13 protein-coding genes are annotated in these 17,410 nt (G+C 70.9%); 7 read left to right on the top strand and 6 right to left on the bottom strand.

Going from position 1 to position 17,410, the window contains the following annotated elements:
• Positions 1-6: 6 nt before the first annotated feature.
• Positions 7-1,200: an RtcB family protein gene (locus CP975_RS20080; protein WP_055526997.1), complete on the bottom strand. Its 1,194-nt coding sequence runs from the start codon at positions 1,198-1,200 to the stop codon at positions 7-9.
• A 181-nt stretch (positions 1,201-1,381) separates the two neighbouring features.
• Here CP975_RS20080 and CP975_RS20075 point away from each other — a divergent pair, with 181 nt between their 5' ends.
• From CP975_RS20075 to CP975_RS20065, 3 genes are all read left to right on the top strand, one after another.
• Positions 1,382-2,350, top strand: coding sequence for a hypothetical protein (locus tag CP975_RS20075; RefSeq protein ID WP_055526999.1), 969 nt, complete (start codon positions 1,382-1,384; stop codon positions 2,348-2,350).
• Positions 2,351-2,494: 144 nt separating this feature from the next.
• Positions 2,495-3,427 carry a DUF3558 family protein gene (locus tag CP975_RS20070; protein ID WP_055527001.1) on the top strand — a complete coding sequence of 311 codons (933 nt, stop codon included), beginning with the start codon at positions 2,495-2,497 and terminating at the stop codon, positions 3,425-3,427.
• Between the two features lie 145 nt (positions 3,428-3,572).
• Positions 3,573-4,916: a DUF2637 domain-containing protein gene (locus CP975_RS20065; RefSeq protein WP_150477194.1), complete on the top strand. Its 1,344-nt coding sequence runs from the start codon at positions 3,573-3,575 to the stop codon at positions 4,914-4,916.
• Positions 4,917-4,925: 9 nt separating this feature from the next.
• On the opposite strand, the gene CP975_RS20060 is transcribed toward CP975_RS20065, so the two are convergent.
• Entirely contained in the window at positions 4,926-6,758 is a 1,833-nt protein-coding gene (locus CP975_RS20060; protein WP_246201572.1) for a trypsin-like serine peptidase, read from the bottom strand.
• 126 nt (positions 6,759-6,884) lie between these two features.
• Here CP975_RS20060 and CP975_RS20055 point away from each other — a divergent pair, with 126 nt between their 5' ends.
• Complete coding sequence (locus CP975_RS20055) at positions 6,885-7,424, top strand: hypothetical protein (protein WP_150477193.1); 540 nt, start codon at positions 6,885-6,887, stop codon at positions 7,422-7,424.
• A gap of 97 nt (positions 7,425-7,521) precedes the next feature.
• On the opposite strand, the gene lysS is transcribed toward CP975_RS20055, so the two are convergent.
• Positions 7,522-9,312, bottom strand: a complete 1,791-nt coding sequence (gene lysS, locus CP975_RS20050) for a lysine--tRNA ligase (protein ID WP_055534148.1) — start codon at positions 9,310-9,312, stop codon at positions 7,522-7,524.
• Positions 9,313-9,466: 154 nt separating this feature from the next.
• Here lysS and argS point away from each other — a divergent pair, with 154 nt between their 5' ends.
• Positions 9,467-11,227, top strand: a complete 1,761-nt coding sequence (gene argS, locus CP975_RS20045; protein WP_055534149.1) for an arginine--tRNA ligase — start codon at positions 9,467-9,469, stop codon at positions 11,225-11,227.
• A gap of 18 nt (positions 11,228-11,245) precedes the next feature.
• Here argS and CP975_RS20040 read toward each other — a convergent pair whose 3' ends face one another.
• Both CP975_RS20040 and CP975_RS20035 read right to left on the bottom strand, forming a co-directional pair.
• Positions 11,246-12,454, bottom strand: coding sequence for an aminotransferase-like domain-containing protein (locus CP975_RS20040; RefSeq protein WP_055534150.1), 1,209 nt, complete (start codon positions 12,452-12,454; stop codon positions 11,246-11,248).
• Between the two features lie 61 nt (positions 12,455-12,515).
• The gene (locus CP975_RS20035; protein ID WP_055534151.1) at positions 12,516-13,829 is read right to left on the bottom strand and encodes a helix-turn-helix domain-containing protein; all 1,314 of its coding nucleotides are present in this window, start codon (positions 13,827-13,829) and stop codon (positions 12,516-12,518) included.
• Between the two features lie 251 nt (positions 13,830-14,080).
• Here CP975_RS20035 and CP975_RS20030 point away from each other — a divergent pair, with 251 nt between their 5' ends.
• Together CP975_RS20030 and istB are read left to right on the top strand one after the other, a co-directional pair.
• Positions 14,081-14,980: an NAD(P)-dependent oxidoreductase gene (locus CP975_RS20030; protein ID WP_055534153.1), complete on the top strand. Its 900-nt coding sequence runs from the start codon at positions 14,081-14,083 to the stop codon at positions 14,978-14,980.
• A gap of 110 nt (positions 14,981-15,090) precedes the next feature.
• On the top strand, positions 15,091-16,332 hold the full coding sequence (istB, locus tag CP975_RS20025; protein WP_425474262.1) for an IS21-like element helper ATPase IstB: 1,242 nt from the start codon (positions 15,091-15,093) through the stop codon (positions 16,330-16,332).
• A gap of 34 nt (positions 16,333-16,366) precedes the next feature.
• Here istB and CP975_RS20020 read toward each other — a convergent pair whose 3' ends face one another.
• Positions 16,367-17,344 carry a zinc-binding dehydrogenase gene (locus tag CP975_RS20020; protein ID WP_055534176.1) on the bottom strand — a complete coding sequence of 326 codons (978 nt, stop codon included), beginning with the start codon at positions 17,342-17,344 and terminating at the stop codon, positions 16,367-16,369.
• Positions 17,345-17,410 lie beyond the last annotated feature (66 nt).

The following is a 17,410-nucleotide window of genomic DNA, read 5'->3' as shown; positions in this document are numbered from 1 at the left end:
CCGCGCTCACCCCTTGACGCAGATGACCTGCTTCAGCTTCGCCACGACCTCGACGAGGTCACGCTGCTGATCGATGACCTGCTCGATCGGCTTGTACGCACCCGGGATCTCGTCCACGACGCCCGAGTCCTTGCGGCACTCCACGCCCCGCGTCTGCTCCTCCAGGTCCTTCGTCGAGAAGCGGCGCTTGGCCGCGCCCCGGCTCATGCGCCGGCCGGCGCCGTGGGAGGCCGAGTTGAAGGACGCCTCGTTGCCGAGGCCCTTCACGATGTACGAGCCCGTGCCCATCGAGCCGGGGATGATCCCGAAGTCACCGCCGCCGGCCCGGATCGCGCCCTTGCGGGTGACCAGCAGGTCCATCCCGTCGTACCGCTCCTCGCTGACGTAGTTGTGGTGGCAGGAGATCACCGGATCGAAGGTCACCTTCGCCTTCCGGAACTCCTTGCGGACCACGTCCTGGAAGAGCGCCATCATGAGGGCGCGGTTGTGCTTCGCGTACTCCTGCGCCCAGAACAGGTCGTTCCGGTACGCCGCCATCTGCGGGGTCTCCGCGATGAAGACGGCCAGGTCGCGGTCGACGAGGCCCTGGTTGTGCGCGAGCTTCTGGGCCACGCCGATGTGGTGGTCGGCCAGCTCCTTGCCGATGTTCCGCGAACCGGAGTGCAGCATCAGCCACACCGAACCCGACTCGTCGAGACAGAACTCGATGAAGTGGTTGCCCGACCCGAGCGTTCCCATCTGCTTAGCGGCTCGCTCCTGACGGAATTTGACCGCTTCGGTGACCCCGTCGAAGCGGGACCAGAAGTCGTCCCACCCCGCCGTCGCCATCCCGTGGAAGCGCCCCGGCTCGACGGGGTCCTCATGCATGCCCCGCCCCACCGGAATCGCCTGCTCGATCTTCGATCGCAGCCGCGACAGATCCCCCGGCAGGTCGTTGGCGGTCAGCGAGGTCTTGACCGCCGACATGCCGCAGCCGATGTCGACGCCGACCGCCGCCGGGCAGACCGCGCCCTGCATGGCGATCACCGAGCCGACCGTCGCGCCCTTGCCGAAGTGGACGTCCGGCATGACGGCCAGGCCCTTGATCCACGGCAGCGTCGCCACGTTCTGCAGCTGGCGCATCGCCGATTCCTCGACCGACGCCGGGTCCGCCCACATCCGGATCGGCACCTTCGCACCCGGAACCTCTACATACGACATATCGCCCTCTTTCCCCCGTAATCCACTACAAGCCTAGAAGCATCTGAAGCGCAAATACCGGAGCCAAGGTCAACGAAAGGGGTATCGGACCGGCGTCCACGGCAGCGCGTGCGATAGACATTGTGTCCACCGGTCGCCCACCAGCGGCAACCGAATATCCCCCACGAGAGGAGCCATCACGGTGCAGCGGAAGGTCTACGTACCCGGTGTCGCCGCGCTGCTCGCGGCGCTGCTCGCAGGCTGCACCTCAGGCTCCGGCACGGGCGACGCGTCGGACGACTCCAAGCCGGGCGACACCGGCAGCTCGGCCGCCGCCGCCGAGCCCGGCAGGTACCGCACGCTCCCGGAGCCCTGCGGCGAGGTCGAGCCCGGCACGCTCGACGCGATGCTGCCCGGCCTCAAGGAGATGGACGACGGCGAACAGCGCGAGAAGGCGTACGAGGGCACGCCCACGGTCACGTACGACACCGACCGGCGCGTCGGCTGTAGCTGGAAGGTCGAGTCGTCCGGCGCCTCCCACCGCCTCCTCCTCGACTTCGAGCGCGTCGTCTCCTACGACAGCACGGTCAGCGACGACGACCGCGCCGCGGAGGTCTACGCGACCAAGCTCCGGGGCGCGGACCTCTCCCGGCCCGCCTCCTCCGAGCCCGGGGGCCAGGGGGACGGCGGGAGTTCCGGCACCCGCTCCGCGAAGGAGTCCGACGACGCGGCGGGCGACAAGGCCCAAGGCGGAGTGGCCCAGGGCGGAAAGGCCGCCAGGAGCGCGCGCCGCGACGACGACAAGGGCAAGTCCGAGGAGTCCGGCGAGCCCGAGAAGTCCGAGAAGTCCGACAAGAAGGACGGCAAGGACGACAAGGACGGCGCGGACGACACGGCGGCCAGCACCGCCCCCGCCACCCCGCCCGCCGGCCTCGAACCCCGCACCCTCGACGACCTCGGCGACGAGGCCTTCCTCGACGACGCCCTGACGACCGCCGCCTCGGCCACCCGACACCGCACCGTGACTGTGGTGTTCCGCACGTCCAACGTCATCGTGACCATCGAGTACGACGAGCAGCCCGGCCGCCGCACGGACGTCCCCGACAGCAAGGAAATGCAGGACAAGGCGCAGGAACTGGCCGAGTCGCTCGCGGGCGCGTTCGACGAGTAGCCGTCGGCCGCAGCGGGCCCCGGCGGGGTCCGGGCTCCGGTGAATCGGAGCCACCCGCCGTCCCATGCGCGTACCGTGGCCCCTCGGACCCGACGACGTCACGAGACGAACTGGACGTCACGAGACGAACTGAGTGAAGGAACCATGCACCGACCTGCACAGCGACAGCGACAGCGCCTCAGCCGCATCATCGTCTGCGCGGCCGCCGTACCGGTGATCCTCGTCGCCTCCGGCTGCTCCTCCGACTCCGACTCCGGCTCCGACGGGGCCAAGAAGGACACGGGCTCGAAGGCCTCGGCCTCGAAGAAGCCCGGGGACAAGCCCGCGAGCGTGGAGAAGGCCGCGTACAGCAAGCTTCCCGAGCCCTGCGAGGTCCTGTCGAAGAAGACGCTCGCGGACCTGGTGCCGAAGGCCAAGGACAAGGGCAAGGCCGGCACGTCCACGGACACGGCGCTGCGCGGCAGCTGCTCGTGGGACAGTCTCGACAACAACGGCGTGGACGGTTCCCAGTTCCGCTGGCTGCGCGTCTCGCTGATGCGCTTCGACTCGGACGCCTCGCTCGGCAGCGGCGCGAAGCGTGCGCAGGACAACTTCGCCAAGCAGGTCGCGGACGCCCAGGCGATCAAGGACGCCAAGGGTGTCAAGGCGGAGCCGGTGCAGGGCGTGGGCGACCAGGCGACGCTCGTGCGGTACGACCTGAAGAAGGACAAGGACACCTTCAAGCAGCAGACGTTCGTGACGCGCGTGGAGAACGCGGTCGTCACGATCGACTACAACGGCGCGGGCCTCGCGGGCGACAAGTCCCCCGACGCCGGTGACCTGTCGAAGGCCGCGCAGAAGGCGGCGAAGGAGGCCGCGGCGTCGGTCGTCTCCGCCAACGAGGGCGGCGGCAAGGCGTCGTCCGGTTCGAGCGAGAAGCCCAAGACCGACGACGCGAAGAAGGACGACGCGAAGAAGGACGAGCCGACGAAGGACGCCCCGAAGGCGGGGGACTCGAAGTCGGACGACCCGAAGGCGGACGACTCCAAGGCCGACGACTCCAAGTCGGCCGGCGACAAGCCGAAGTCCAAGTCCTGAACCAGCCGCACAGGCACAGCAGTTGACGGAGCCCGGCCCCATGGGGCCGGGCTCTTGGCGTACCGGCCGTCAGGCGGTCCGCACACATGTGCCAGGCTGTCGCTCGCAACGAGCCGATACAGGCTGAACAGGGAGGGGTTCGCGGGTGGCCGCGATGCAGCTGACACGCACGCACCGGATACTCATCGGGGTGGTCGTCGCCGGTGCGGTCGTCATCGCCGGGATCGGCTTCGCGGGGTCGTACGCGGCCGTGCGCGAGCTGGCCGAGAAGAAGGGCTTCGGCGGCTTCTCGGTGGTCTTCCCGATCGGCATCGACGCGGGCATCTGCGTCCTGCTGGCCCTGGACCTCCTGCTGACGTGGATCCGCATCCCCTTCCCGCTGCTGCGCCAGACGGCGTGGCTGCTGACGGCCGCGACGATCGCCTTCAACGGCGCGGCGGCCTGGCCCGACCCGCTCGGCACGGGCATGCACGCGGTGATCCCCGTGCTCTTCGTGGTCGCGGTCGAGGCGGCCCGGCACGCGGTGGGCCGGATCGCCGACATCACCGCCGACAAGCACATGGAGGGCGTACGGATCACGCGGTGGCTGCTGTCGCCGCTGCCGACGTTCCTGCTCTGGCGGCGGATGAAGCTGTGGGAGCTGCGCTCCTACGACCAGGTGATCAAGCTGGAGCAGGAACGCCTGGTCTACCAGGCCCGGCTGCGCTCCCGCTTCGGCCGCGCCTGGCGCCGCAAGGCCCCGGTGGAGTCGTTGATGCCGCTGCGCCTGGCCCGCTACGGCGTCCCCCTGGCGGAGACCGCCCCCGCGGGCCTGGCCGCCGCCGGCATCGAACCGGCCCTGCTCCCCCCGGTCCCCCGGCAGCCGGAGCTGACGAAGCCCGCGCAGCAGGAGATCCCCCAGGCGCCCCGCCCCCAGCCGGAACCCGCGCCGCAGCCCGATCCCGGCGCCGAGCCCCAGCCCGAACCGCAGCCCGAACCGCAGCCCGAGCCGCAGCCCGAGCCGGACGCCCTGCCGCACACGAGCCCGTGGTTCGCCCGGCACCCCGCGTCGTACGCCCCCGAGGAGCCGTACGACCAGTGGTACGAGGAGCAGGCGCCCTACGACGACCACGGACCGCACGGCGACGAGACGCATGAGCCCCACCCGGCCCAGCAGCCCCACGAGGCGCAGCAGCCGCAGGCCCCCACGGAACCCGAGCCCGAGCCCGAGACCGGCGCCGGCCCCGAGGCCGAGCCCGAGCCCGACATCCTCGGGCTCCCGGAGGACATCAGCCGCGAAGAGGCGTACTTCATGGCGTTCCGCAAGTACGTCAGCGAGCTGGGGGACTACCCCAACGCCCGCCAGTTCAGCCTCTACTTGATGGACCTGTACGGCGTGACGGGCCAGGCGGGCGGCCCTCTCACGGAGAGCACCCTGCGCCCGTACCTGCGCGACTTCCGCTCCCGCTACCAGCAGGACCTGGACGCGGGCGCGGAATACATCGCGTAGGAGACCCGCTCAGGAGACCTTCGGCGGAACGAGGTTGATCTCCCGGCCGAGCTTCGTCGTGGTGTCGGCGTAGAGGGTGACCTCGCCGTCGCTCCACCGCACGAGCAGGTCGTCGGGCCGGCCGTTGGCGGTGAAGGCGCCCGCCGTCACCGCCTTGGCGTGCTTCCACAGACCGGCGGAAGTCTTCCACCGAGTCTCCTTGCCGAGGCCGCCCTTGCTCACGTCCTGGTAGAGGGAGCGCCGGCCGTCGGTCCAGCGGACGACGATGTCCCAGGAGGCGTTGCCGGTGAAGTCGCCACTGGTGAGCAGGGTGGCGCCCTTCCAGGTGGCGTTGGCCCGCTGAAGCCTGGTCTCCCTCTTGAAGCCGCCGCCGTCCACGTCGGCGTAGAGGCTGACCTCGCCGTCGCTCCACCGCACGACCACGTCGTTGAGCCGCTTGTCCCCGCTGAAGCGGCCCGCGGTGATCTGCCCGGCGTGCGCCCACACGGAACGGGCCGCGGCGAGCTTGGTCTCCCTGCCGAGGCCGTCGGCGGACACGTCCCGGTACAGGGTGACCTCGCCGTCGGACCAGCGGACCATCAGGTCGGAGAGCGGGCCGCCGGTGAAGTCGCCGGCGGTGATGGTCGTGGCGTGCTTCCACGTGGCGTTGGCCTTCTTCAGGCGGCGCTCGCCGGTGAAGCCGCCCTTGCCGTCGCCGGGGCGGAGGGTGACCTCCCCGTCGTCCCACACCACGAGGAGGTCGGCCTTGCCGTCGCCGGTGTAGTCGCCGCTCGCCGTGCGCTTGGCGTGCTGCCAGGTCTCGCCGGTGCCGAGCGAGGCGGGCAGCGGGGGCCGCTCGACCACGGCGGCGTCGTTGACGGCGTCGTCGTAGAGCCTGAACACCTCGCCGTCGTAGTACGGCGCGTAGGAGACGGAGTCGGTCGCCCCGCCGCCGCCGACGCCGCCGAGGTTGCCGACGACCTTGCCGGTCCCGGTCCGCTCGTCGTAGTCCATCAGCCACGGGCTGCCGGACGTGCCGCCGTAGAAGCCGCCGCACTCCATGCGCAGCTGCTTGTATCCGGAGAGCCTGGTGGTCTTCACCCGGCACTTGATGGCCTGGTCCCTGGGGGCGTTCCTGGCCGACGGGTAGCCGATGACGGTGACGGCCACCTGGTAACCGGGCGTGCGCGTCAGCGTGTTGGCGCCGGTGACCTGCTCGACCTGCCGGCCCTCCCTGTCGGGCTTGACGGTCGCGAAGGCGAAGTCGAGGTCCGAGCCGGGGCCGCGATCGGTGTGCCGCGGGTCCCTGAAGACCCGGTCGACCGCCCAGATGCCGTGGGGCTGCTGCGCCGGGGTCTTCCCCGTGCGGTACTGGGGCACGAAGGCGTACTTGTCGCCGTTGCCGCAGTGCCCCGCGGTGAGGATGAGGTTGCCCTTGGGACTGTGCACCACGCTGGCCGTGCAGTTGTGCGTGGACATGTCCTTGTCGACGAAGTAGAGGACGCCGATGGTCTTGGAGCCCGCGTAGCCGGTCTCGGCGGTCGGTGCGGCGGGCGCGGCAGCGGTGTACGCGGCCGGGGTGGCGGACACGGGGGTGGAAGCGGCCGGGGTGCTCCCCGCACTCCCCGTCACCGGTTCCGGCGGAGTCGCCGACTCCATGCGGTCGGCGGTCCAGAACCGCTCCGCGGCCGCCGCCCCCCACTTCTCGCCGCTCTCTTTCGGAACGGCCGTGCTTTCACTGTCCTTTGACGCGCCCGGTGGTGGCGTGTCCAGCGTCGCGGCGGAAGCGCCGGCCGCCGATACGGCGAGCAATCCGCCGCCTATCCCCATGGTGAGGGCCCTGGCCCAACGGGAAATGCGCACTCTTGCCTTTCTGCTGGAACACCCGAGGTCGGCGGGTGTCCAGACTCCCCCTGGTTAAGATCGCAAAGAACGGACCCAGCGAACCGGAAATGAACGCCGGCCGGCCGAACCCGAGGACTGCACCTTATGCCACGTAAACTCGCCGCGGCCGCTGGAGCGCTCGCCCTCGCCCTTTCACTGGCGGGAATTCCGAGCGCCGCCGCGGAGGCGGGCGGAAAGGGTCAACTCAGCGTCACACCCGGCTCGGTGGCGCCCGGGGAGAGCGTCACGCTGTCCGTTCTGAACCCGGAACTGATGGACCAGATGGACGACGACCACCGCGTGACCGTCCATTCCGACGCCTTCGCGCGGCCGGTGAAACTGGCCCCTTCCGGAAAGGTCTCCTGGAAGGGCCGGGCCATGGTCCGCTGCGATGCCGAGCCCGGCAGCCACACCCTGCGCTTCGACCAGCCGGTGCCGCCCGACGAGGCGCGGACGAACGGCAGGGTGACGGTCGAGGCGGGCGGCGCGACACCCCGTCCCGAGTGCGCTACGGGGGCCACGGGGTCCACCGGGTCCACGGGCGACGACTGGACCCCGGCGACCGTCACCATCACCGCCGCCGCCCTCTCGGTCATGGCCGGGCTGGCCTTCTTCGCCGTACGCCGCCACCGACGACGCCCCTGATACGCGAAGGGGTGGGGGCCGTGCCGTCGCGAAGCAACGGCACGGCCCCCACCCTCCGGAATACCGGCACCGGCACCGGCGCCCGTCCGGCGCGGCGTTACGCGCCGAGCAGCTTCCGCACCCGCTCGGCGCCCACGGCCAGCAGCAGCGTGGGCAGCCGCGGACCGGTCTCCCGGGTCACGAGCAGCCGGTACAGCAGCGCGAAGAACGTCCGCTGCGCGACCTTGATCTCCGGCGGCAGCTCCTTGGCCGTCGCGTCCGCCGAGAACCCGGCCCGCACCTTCGGCACGCCGTACACCAGGTGCGTGAGGCCGTCCAGGGACCAGTGCGTGTCCAGGCCCTCCAGGAGCAGCCGCAGCGATTCACGCGACTCGTCGTCCAGGGACGACAGCAGCTCGGTGTCGGGCTCGGACCGCACGATCGTGCGCGCGTCCGCCGGGACCTGCGTGGTGATCCAGTTCTCGGCGCGGTCCAGCCGCGGCCGGACCTCGTCGAGCGAGGACAGCGGCGCGGAGGGGTCGAGGTCGCTCAGGATCCGCAGCGTCTGGTCCTCGGCACCGGCGGTGATGTCGGCGACGGAGGCCAGCGTGCGGTACGGCAGCGGCCGCGGGGTGCTGGGCAGCTCGCCCGCGGCGGTGCGCACCGCACGGGAGTGCGCGGACGCGTCGGCGGGCAGCGCGGAGCCGTCGGCGACCTTGGCCTCCAGCTTGTCCCACTCGTCGTAGAGCCGCTGGATCTCCTGGTCGAAGGCGATCTTGAACGACTGGTTGGGCTTGCGGCGCGCGTACAGCCAGCGCAGCAGCGGCGCCTCCATGATCTTCAGGGCATCGGCCGGGGTCGGCACGCCGCCCTTGGAGGACGACATCTTCGCCATACCGCTGATGCCCACGAAGGCGTACATCGGGCCGATCGGCTGCACGCCGTCGAAGATCTGCCGCACGATCTGGCCGCCGACGACGAACGACGAACCGGGCGAGGAGTGGTCCACGCCGCTCGGCTCGAAGACGACGCCCTCGTACGCCCAGCGCATGGGCCAGTCGACCTTCCAGACCAGCTTGCCGCGGTTGAACTCGCTCAGCTTCACGGTCTCGCCGAAGCCGCACGCCGTGCAGGTGTAGACCAGCTCGGTGGACTCGTCGTCGTACGACGTGACCGTGGTCAGGTCCTTCTCGCACTGCCCGCAGAAGGGCTTGTACGGGTAGTACCCGCCGCTGCCGCCGCTGCCGTCGTCCTCGCTCGCCGCGCCGGACCCCTCGGCGGCCTCCAGCTCGGCCTCGTCGACCGGCTTCTGCTGCTGCTTGCCCTTGCCGTTCTGCCCGGCCTTGGCGGGGTCCTTCTTGGTGCGGTACTGGTCGAGGATCGCGTCGATGTCACCGCGGTGCTTCATCGCGTGCAGGATCTGCTCGCGGTAGGCGCCCGAGGTGTACTGCTCGGTCTGGCTGATCCCGTCGTACTCCACGCCCAGCTCGGTGAGCGCCTCGGCCATGGCGGCCTTGAAGTGCTCGGCCCAGTTCGGGTACGCGGAGCCGGCCGGGGCGGGCACGGAGGTGAGGGGCTTGCCGATGTGCTCGGCCCAGGACTCGTCGACGCCGGGGACGCCGGCCGGCACCTTGCGGTAGCGGTCGTAGTCGTCCCAGGAGATCAGGTGGCGGACCTCGTGTCCGCGGCGGCGGATCTCGTCGGCGACCAGGTGCGGGGTCATGACCTCGCGGAGGTTGCCGAGGTGGATCGGGCCCGAGGGGGAGAGGCCGGAGGCGACGACGATCGCCGGTCCGGCGGTGCCGTGCTGTTTCGCGCCCGGGGCACGACGCTCCGACTCGGCGATGACCTCGTCCGCGTAGCGGGAGACCCAGTCGGTGGTATCGGTGCTCTGAGCCACGATCGGCACGCCCTTCTTCTTCTACGTGAGTACGTGAGTACCGCTTGACGCAGCCATTCTCCCAGGTCGCCCCGTAACCGCGAAAACCGCTTTTCACCGCGTGGGATACTCGGCTTCTGTAGCTTCAGCACGCCCAGGCACCCGAGCAGAACGGCACCCATTCATGGCCTCGGTCACGTCCCTCACCGCCTCCGTCCACCAGCGCCTCGCGGACGCCCTCTCGGCTGCCCTGCCGGAGGCCGGTTCCGCGGACCCGCTGCTGCGACGTAGCGACCGGGCCGACTTCCAGGCCAACGGCATCCTGGCGCTCGCCAAGAAGCTCAAGGGCAACCCGCGGGAGCTGGCCACGCAGGTCGTGTCCCGGATCGAGAGCGGCGACCTGCTCGCCGGCATCGAGGTCTCGGGCCCCGGTTTCCTGAACGTGACGGTGACCGACAAGGCGATCGTCGAGACGCTCGCGGCCCGCGCCGCCGACGGCGACCGGCTCGGCGTCCCCCTGAACCCGCACGCGGGCACGACGGTCATCGACTACGCCCAGCCGAACGTGGCCAAGGAGATGCACGTCGGCCACCTGCGGTCGGCCGTCATCGGTGACGCCCTGCGCCACATGCTGGACTTCACGGGCGAGAAGACGATCGGCCGCCACCACATCGGCGACTGGGGCACCCAGTTCGGCATGCTCATCCAGTACCTGATCGAGAATCCCGGCCAGCTGGCCCCGGCCGAGGACGTCGACGGCGAGCAGGCGATGAGCAACCTGAACCGCGTCTACAAGGCGTCGCGCGCGGTGTTCGACGCGGACGAGGAGTTCAAGGACCGGGCGCGCAAGCGGGTCGTCGCCCTCCAGTCCGGCGACAAGGAGACTCTGGAGCTGTGGCAGCGCTTCGTGGACGAGTCGAAGGTCTACTTCTACTCGGTCTTCGAGAAGCTGGACGTGGAGGTCCGCGACGACGAGATCGTCGGCGAGTCCGCGTACAACGACATGATGGCCGAGACGGCGCGGCTCCTTGAGGAGTCGGGTGTCGCGGTCCGCTCGGAGGGCGCGCTCGTCGTGTTCTTCGACGACATCAAGGGCAAGGACGACAAGCCGGTCCCGCTGATCGTGCAGAAGGCCGACGGCGGCTTCGGGTACGCGGCCTCGGACCTCTCGGCGATCCGCGACCGCGTCCTCGGCCTGCACGCCACGACCCTGCTGTACGTGGTGGACGTGCGCCAGTCCCTGCACTTCAAGATGGTCTTCGAGGCGGCCCGCCGGATGGGCTGGCTGAACGACGACGTCACGGCCCACAACATGGGCTACGGCACGGTGCTCGGCGCGGACGGCAAGCCGTTCAAGACCCGCGAGGGCGAGACGGTGCGCCTGGAGGACCTGCTCGACGAGGCGGTGCAGCGCGCCGCCGAGGTCGTACGGGAGAAGGCGCGCGACCTCACCGAGGAGGAGATCCAGGAGCGGGCGTTCCAGGTCGGCATCGGCGCCGTGAAGTACGCGGACCTGTCGACGTCGGCGAACCGCGACTACAAGTTCGACCTCGACCAGATGGTGTCCCTGAACGGCGACACGTCGGTCTACCTCCAGTACGCGTACGCCCGTATCCAGTCGATCCTGCGCAAGGCGGGCGCACAGGCGGGCCCGGTGGCGCACCCGGAGCTCGAACTCGCCCCGGCGGAGCGGGCGCTCGGCCTCCACCTGGACGCGTTCGGTGACACGCTGGCGGAGGCCGCCGCGGAGTACGCCCCGCACAAGCTGGCCGCGTACCTCTACCAGCTGGCGTCGCTGTACACCTCGTTCTACGACAAGTGCCCGGTCCTCAAGGCGGACACCCCGGCCCAGACCGAGAACCGCCTGTTCCTGTGCGACATCACGGCCCGCACACTGCACAAGGGCATGGCTCTGCTGGGGATCAGGACGCCTGAGCGCCTCTGAAGGCGCCGAGCCTGCGGGTCAGATCCGAAGCGCGCCCCGCAGCCGACGCAGCCCCTCGGCGATCTCGTCGGGGGCCTGCGTCACAAAGCACAGCCGCAACGTAGAAACATCCGGCGCCCCCGCAAAGAACGGCGCCCCCGGCACATACGCCACGTCGTGCGCGACGACACCCCCCAGCAACGCCCCCGTGTCGTACCCCTCAGGCAGCTTCGCCCACACGAACATCCCGCCCTCGGGCCGAACCCAGCCGGACCCTTCCGGCAACGCCTCCCCGATCCCGGAAAGCATCGCGTCCCGCCGCTCGCGGTAGATCCCCGCCACCCGGGCGATATGCCCATCAAGATCGCGTTCCGCGAGATACCGCGCAGCGGCCAGCTGATTGACGGTCGGCGTATGCAGATCCGCCGCCTGCTTGGCCACCGCACAGGCCCGCAGCAGCGCGCCCGGCGCCCGCAGCCAGCCGAGCCGCAGCCCCGGCGCCATGACCTTGGAGAAGCTCCCGAGCAGGACCGTGCGCTCCTCGGCCCCCGGGTACGTGGCGATCCACGGCACCCGCTCCCCCTCGAACCGCAGCTCCCCGTAAGGGTCGTCCTCCACGATCCACACCCCGCGCCGCTCGGCGATCCCGGCGACCGCGGCGCGCCGCCCCGCGGGCAGCGTGCGGCCGGTCGGGTTCTGGAAGGTGGGCACGGTGTAGAGCAGCTTCGGCCGGTGCAGGGCGACGAGTTCGTCGAGGGCGGCGGGGTCCATGCCGAACTCGTCGCAGGGCACCGGCACCACGCGCGCGCCCGCGAAGGCGAAGGCCTGGAGCGCCGCCAGGTAGCAGGGGTCCTCGACGAGGACGGTGTCGCCGGGCTCCACCAGCGCGGTCGCGAGGAGCGAGAGGCCCTGCTGCGATCCCGTGGTGATCAGCACGTCGTCGGGGGCGGTCGCGAGCCCGCGCGCGGAGGTGCGCGCGGCTATGGCGGTGCGCAGGGCGGGCTCGCCCTCGGTCGTCGAGTACTGGAGCGCCCGCTGGGGCATCTCGGTGAGGACCGCGCGGAAGGCGGCCGCTATGCCCTCGCTGTCGAAGAGGCCGGGGGCGGGCAGGCCGCCCGCGAAGTTGATGACCTCGGGCCGCGCGGTGACCGCGAGGATGTCCCGTACCGGCGAGCCTCCGACCCCGGCGGCGCGCGCGGCGAGCGGCGGCATGGGGGCGGCGGCGCGGGCTGGCTCGGTGACGGTCATGGCGGCGGGCTCCTTCGGCTGGGACGGCTCTGCCCGCACCCTAAGCCTTTTCCGTGACAGTTCAACTGTCCAGCTGCCGGTACCACTTCGAGCTGCCGGGCGGCCAGCCGTACGAGGGGCGCTCCTCCCGGCCGCTGGTGCGGAACGGCTTGCCCTGGTCGTCGATGCGCAGCGTGCCGTGCCGTTTGCCGCTCGACCACTCCAGCTCCAGGTACCAGCGGACGTCGTGGGACGCGGTGTGCGCCTTGATGTAGAAGACCTCGGGGTCGTTCTCGCTCACCTTGTACGGGAAGTCCCGCTGGCCCCCCTTGGGTGTGGTGCGCGGCGCGTTGTCGTCGAGGTCGACGCCGAAGGACTTGGTGTTCACCTTGCCGCCGCAGCCGGTCTCCATCGCGTAGTCGTTCCAGGCCAGCGGCGCGCTGGTGCTCTGCACACGGACGTCCATGTCCTGGAGGACGACGGTCTCCTCGCCGATGCCCTGCACGGTGACCTCGATGAACTGCTCGCCGGACGAGACGGCGCCGAGGTCGGCCACCCAGGCGGGCGCGTCCTGCTCGGACGGCGGCTGCGGCACCTCGTTGGCCTTGCGGTTGACCAGGAAGTGCTGGGTGCAGGCGTCTTCGTAGACATACGGGCGGGTGCGTGTCGTCAGCGGTTCGACGAGGTCGTCGCTCGCGGAGCCCCCGGCGGAGGAGGTCTCGTTGCCGCCGCGTCCGCCGCCGCCGGCCCGGGGCACGCCCAATTTGGGGCTGCCCTTCCTGAAGGGCGACGCGGACGGATCGCCCTCCTTCTTCGTGCTCTTGCCGTCACTCCGGTCCTTGTCTTCCTCGCCCTCGCCGTCCCCGCCGTCCGGGGACGCGCTCGGGTGGGCCGGGGCGGCGGCCTTGTCGTTCCGCTTGTGCCCGCCGTCGTCGTCGCCGTTCATGGCGAGGGCCACGGAGCCGACCGCGATGACGGCGACCCCGGCGGCCGCGGAGACCAGCGTGACCAGGCGCCGCCTTCCCGCTCCGAGAAAGCTGTGGGCAACAGCGGCTTCAGCCTCCGGACCCTGACCCGCTCCAGCCCCCGTTCCCGCTTCCGGTTCCGGTTCCGGTTCCGGTTCCGGTTCCGGTCCTGGCTCCGGCCGGGGCTCGGCCTTCTGCCCCCTCGCCGCGTCCGCGAGGATCCACCGCCGATGCACTTCGACGAGTTCCTCGGGCGACGCCTTGCAGAGCCGGGCGAACCGCTCCACGGGGGCGAAGTCCACCGGCACCGCGTCGCCGTTGCAGTACCGGTGCAGGGTGGACGTACTCATGTGGAGCCGCTTGGCCAGCACCCCGTAGCTGAGCCCCGACCGCTCCTTCAGCTCCCGCAGCAGCTCCGCGAGAGACGCCATCGCCACCCTCCACCCTTCTCTCCAGACGGTCCACGGGCACCGCGCGCGGCAACACCCGTGGCACAGACGACGATTAAGCACAGCACGGTTCCGCATCCCGCCACCAACCGGCACACCGCCGCCTTTTCCGATTCGGCCCACACACCGTTCGGTAAGTACCGCACTAATTAGTCAGTACTTGTCGCGTCCCAAGGGCAGCCCGAGGATCGAGGTGTACGCGGAAAACACGCCACGCCTCCCGAGGAGCCGTCATGCCCGAGAAGAACAATTCCGTAGCCGTACTGGGCCTCGGCCTCATGGGTACGGCCCTGGCCTCCGCTCTGCTCAAGGCGGGCCATGACACCACCGTATGGAACCGCACCGCGGCCAAGACAGGCCCCTTGGCCGCCCAGGGCGCGAGACCCGCCGAGACCGTCACGGAAGCCGTCGAGGCCGCCCCCCTCGTCATCGTCTGCCTCACGAGCAACGACCGCGTCCGCGCCCTTCTGGAGCCCGAGGCGCCCGCCCTCGCCGGCCGCACCCTCGTGAACCTCACGAACGGAACCCCCGGCCAGGCACGGGAGTTGGCGGACTGGGCGACCGAGCACGGCATCGCGTACATCGACGGCGGCATCATGGCCGTCCCGCAGATGATCGCCACGCCCGGCGCGTACATCCTCTACAGCGGCACCGACGAGCAGGCGTACGCGACGCACCGGCCCACGCTCGCGGCCCTCGCGGAGACCAAGTGGGTCGGCAAGGACCCGGGCGCCGCCGCCCTGTACGACCTGTCCCTGCTCACCGGCATGTACGGCATGGTGATGGGCGTCGCCCAGGCGTACGCCCTGATCGGCAGCGCAGGCGTACCGGCCCGCGAGTTCGCGCCCCTGCTCAAGGACTGGGTCCACGCGATGACGGCCGGCCTCGTGCCCGGCATGGCCGAGGCGCTGGACTCCGGGCGGCACCTCACGGACGTGTCGTCCCTGGCGGTCAACCAGGCCGCGCTTCCGAACTTCCTGGACGCCTTCACCCAACAGGGCCTGAGCACCGAGCTGTTCGAGCCGCTCCAGACCCTCCTGGACCGAGCGGTCGACGAGGGATACGCGGCCGACGGCCTCTCCCGCCTCGCCACCCTGATCAAGAAGGACCGGATAGCGGCCAAGAAGGACTGACAACCACAACCGAGGGGGCGCTGCGGTCGTATGGAGGGACCTGTCCGACTGGATTTCTATTAACCCCAACGGGTGGCCGGAATTCAGATAGTCGGCGGCGGTCCACAAGAATGTCGAGCCTCACGGCCGTTGGAGGTCTCGTGTCCCGTTCCGCCCCGCCCCCGCCGAACATGACCACTCTGGGGTGCGCCCTCTTCGCGACCCGCTGGCTCCAAGCGCCCCTGTATTTCGGCCTGGTGGCCGCGCAGGGCGTGTACGTCTACAAGTTCTTCAACGAGCTGTGGCACCTCATCCACCACGTCATCAGCGGCCGGGCGGACGAGACGCACGTCATGCTCGCCGTGCTCAAGCTCGTCGACGTGGTGATGATCGCCAATCTGCTGATCATGGTGATCGTCGGGGGGTACGAGACCTTCGTCTCGCGGATCGGCCTCCAGGGCCACCGCGACCAGCCCGAGTGGCTTTCGCACGTCAATTCCAACGTGCTGAAGGTCAAGCTGGCCACCGCGATCGTGGGGATCTCGTCGGTACACCTGCTCCAGATGTTCGTCGACGTGCACCACACGCCCCGGCACGACCTCATGTGGGGGACGGTCATCCACATGGCGTTCATCGCCTCCGCGGCCATCCTCGCCTACATGTCCGGGCCCATGGCGGCGCACGAGACCCGTGCGCGCACCGCGGGCGCGGGCTCCCGGCCCGCGGCCGTCCCCGCCCAGCGGGATCCCGGGGCGGGCGAGGCGGCGGGTCCCGCGTCCGGCGCCGAGGAACGCATCGAGGCCGCCGGGTTCCCGGCCAGGAAGGTCCTCGAACTGTTCGACGAGGGGCATCTGCGGGCGCCCGAGCCGGGGGTGATCACCCGGCTGGGAAAGGTCGACTTCGTCACCCGCAAGGCGAACGTGGTACTGCTCGGCGGCCCCGGCACGGGCAAGACGCATCTGGCGGTCGCCCTGGGCGTACGGGCCTGCCAGGCCGGCCACCAGGTGCTGTTCGCGACCGCTGCCGAGTGGGGCGCCCGGCTCGCGGACGCCAAGGCCGCGGGGCGGCTGCGCGAGGAGCTGGCCGGGCTCGACGCGTACCCGGTGCTCGTCGTGGACGAGGTCGGCTACGTGCCCCTCGACCCCGAGGCCGCCCGCCTCCTCTTCCAGCTCGTCTCGCACCGCTACGAACGGGCCTCGCTGATCGTCACCAGCAACCGCCCGCTGGGCCGCTGGGACGAGGCGTTCGGCGACAGCGCGACGGCGTCCGCGACGGTGGACCGGCTGGCCCATCACGCGGAGGTCATCACGCTCGACGCCGACAGCTACCGCACGCGCCGCCTGGACGGCGCGTCCACCACGGGCTGGGCCTAGCCCGGCCCGGCTAGGCGACTAGGGGCCTGGACGCCTAGGGGACGAGCACCACCTTCCCCGTGGTCTCCCGCCGCTCCATCGCCGCATGCGCCTGCGCCGCCCGCGCCAGCGGGAACGCCTGCCACGAGGGCACCAACTCCCCCTTGGCGGCGGCCTCCAGAGCCTCCCGCTCCCGCGCGGGCCGCTCCTCGGGGTGTCCGATCAACTCCATGAGGGCATTGGCGTACGAGATGCCCCGCCCGGCAAGGACCTGCGGCGTCGGCTCGAAGGCCTCCTGCGAGGACCAGCCGATGACGACGTACCGCCCGCCCCGCCCGATCAACTCGAAGGCGGCCGCGGCCTTTTCGCCCCCGACGCCGTCCAGGACGGCGGTGACCGGCCGCCCCCCGAGCCGTTCGCGGACGGAGTCGGCCCACCCGGGCACGTTGTAGTCCACGGCGACATCGGCGCCGAGCGCCCGCACCGCGTCGACCTTGCCGGGTCCGCCCGCCGCGCCGACGACCGTCGCGCCGATGGCGTGCGCGTACTGCACGACGAGCCGCCCCACTCCCCCGGCGGCGGACGTCACCAACACCACGTCGTCCGGCCGCAGTCGGGCGACCCCGAGCAGCCCCATGGTGGTGGCGCCGGTCATCACCATGGTCACGGCGTCCTCGAAACCGAGCCCGTCCGGGACGGCGTGCAGCTCGTCGACGGCGGCGACCGCCAGATCGGCGTACCCGCCGGGCGCCCCGTGCGAGGTCACGACGGGCCGGCCGAGCCAGGAGGCGTCCACGCCGGGGCCGACCGCGTCGACGACGCCCGCGACCTCTCCGCCGAGGACCGCGGGCAGTTCGGGCAGCGGCGGCGCCTTGTCCGAGGCCTCACCGGCCCGCATCACGGTCTCCACGAAGTGCGCCCCGGCCGCCCGTACGGCGATCCGCACCTGGCCGGGGCCCGCGACGGGGTCCGGCCAGGTCTCGTACCGCAGGTTCTCGGCGGGTCCGAACTCATGCAGAACAACGGCGCGCATCATGCCCTCCTCGGACCGGTCCTCCGTGGACCGCTTGCACACCACTCTGCGACCTCAACCGAAGTT

The organism is Streptomyces alboniger, from assembly GCF_008704395.1.
In the GTDB taxonomy this organism is placed as follows: Bacteria; Actinomycetota; Actinomycetes; order Streptomycetales; family Streptomycetaceae; genus Streptomyces; species Streptomyces alboniger.
This window is presented reverse-complemented; position numbering and strand designations above follow the sequence as displayed.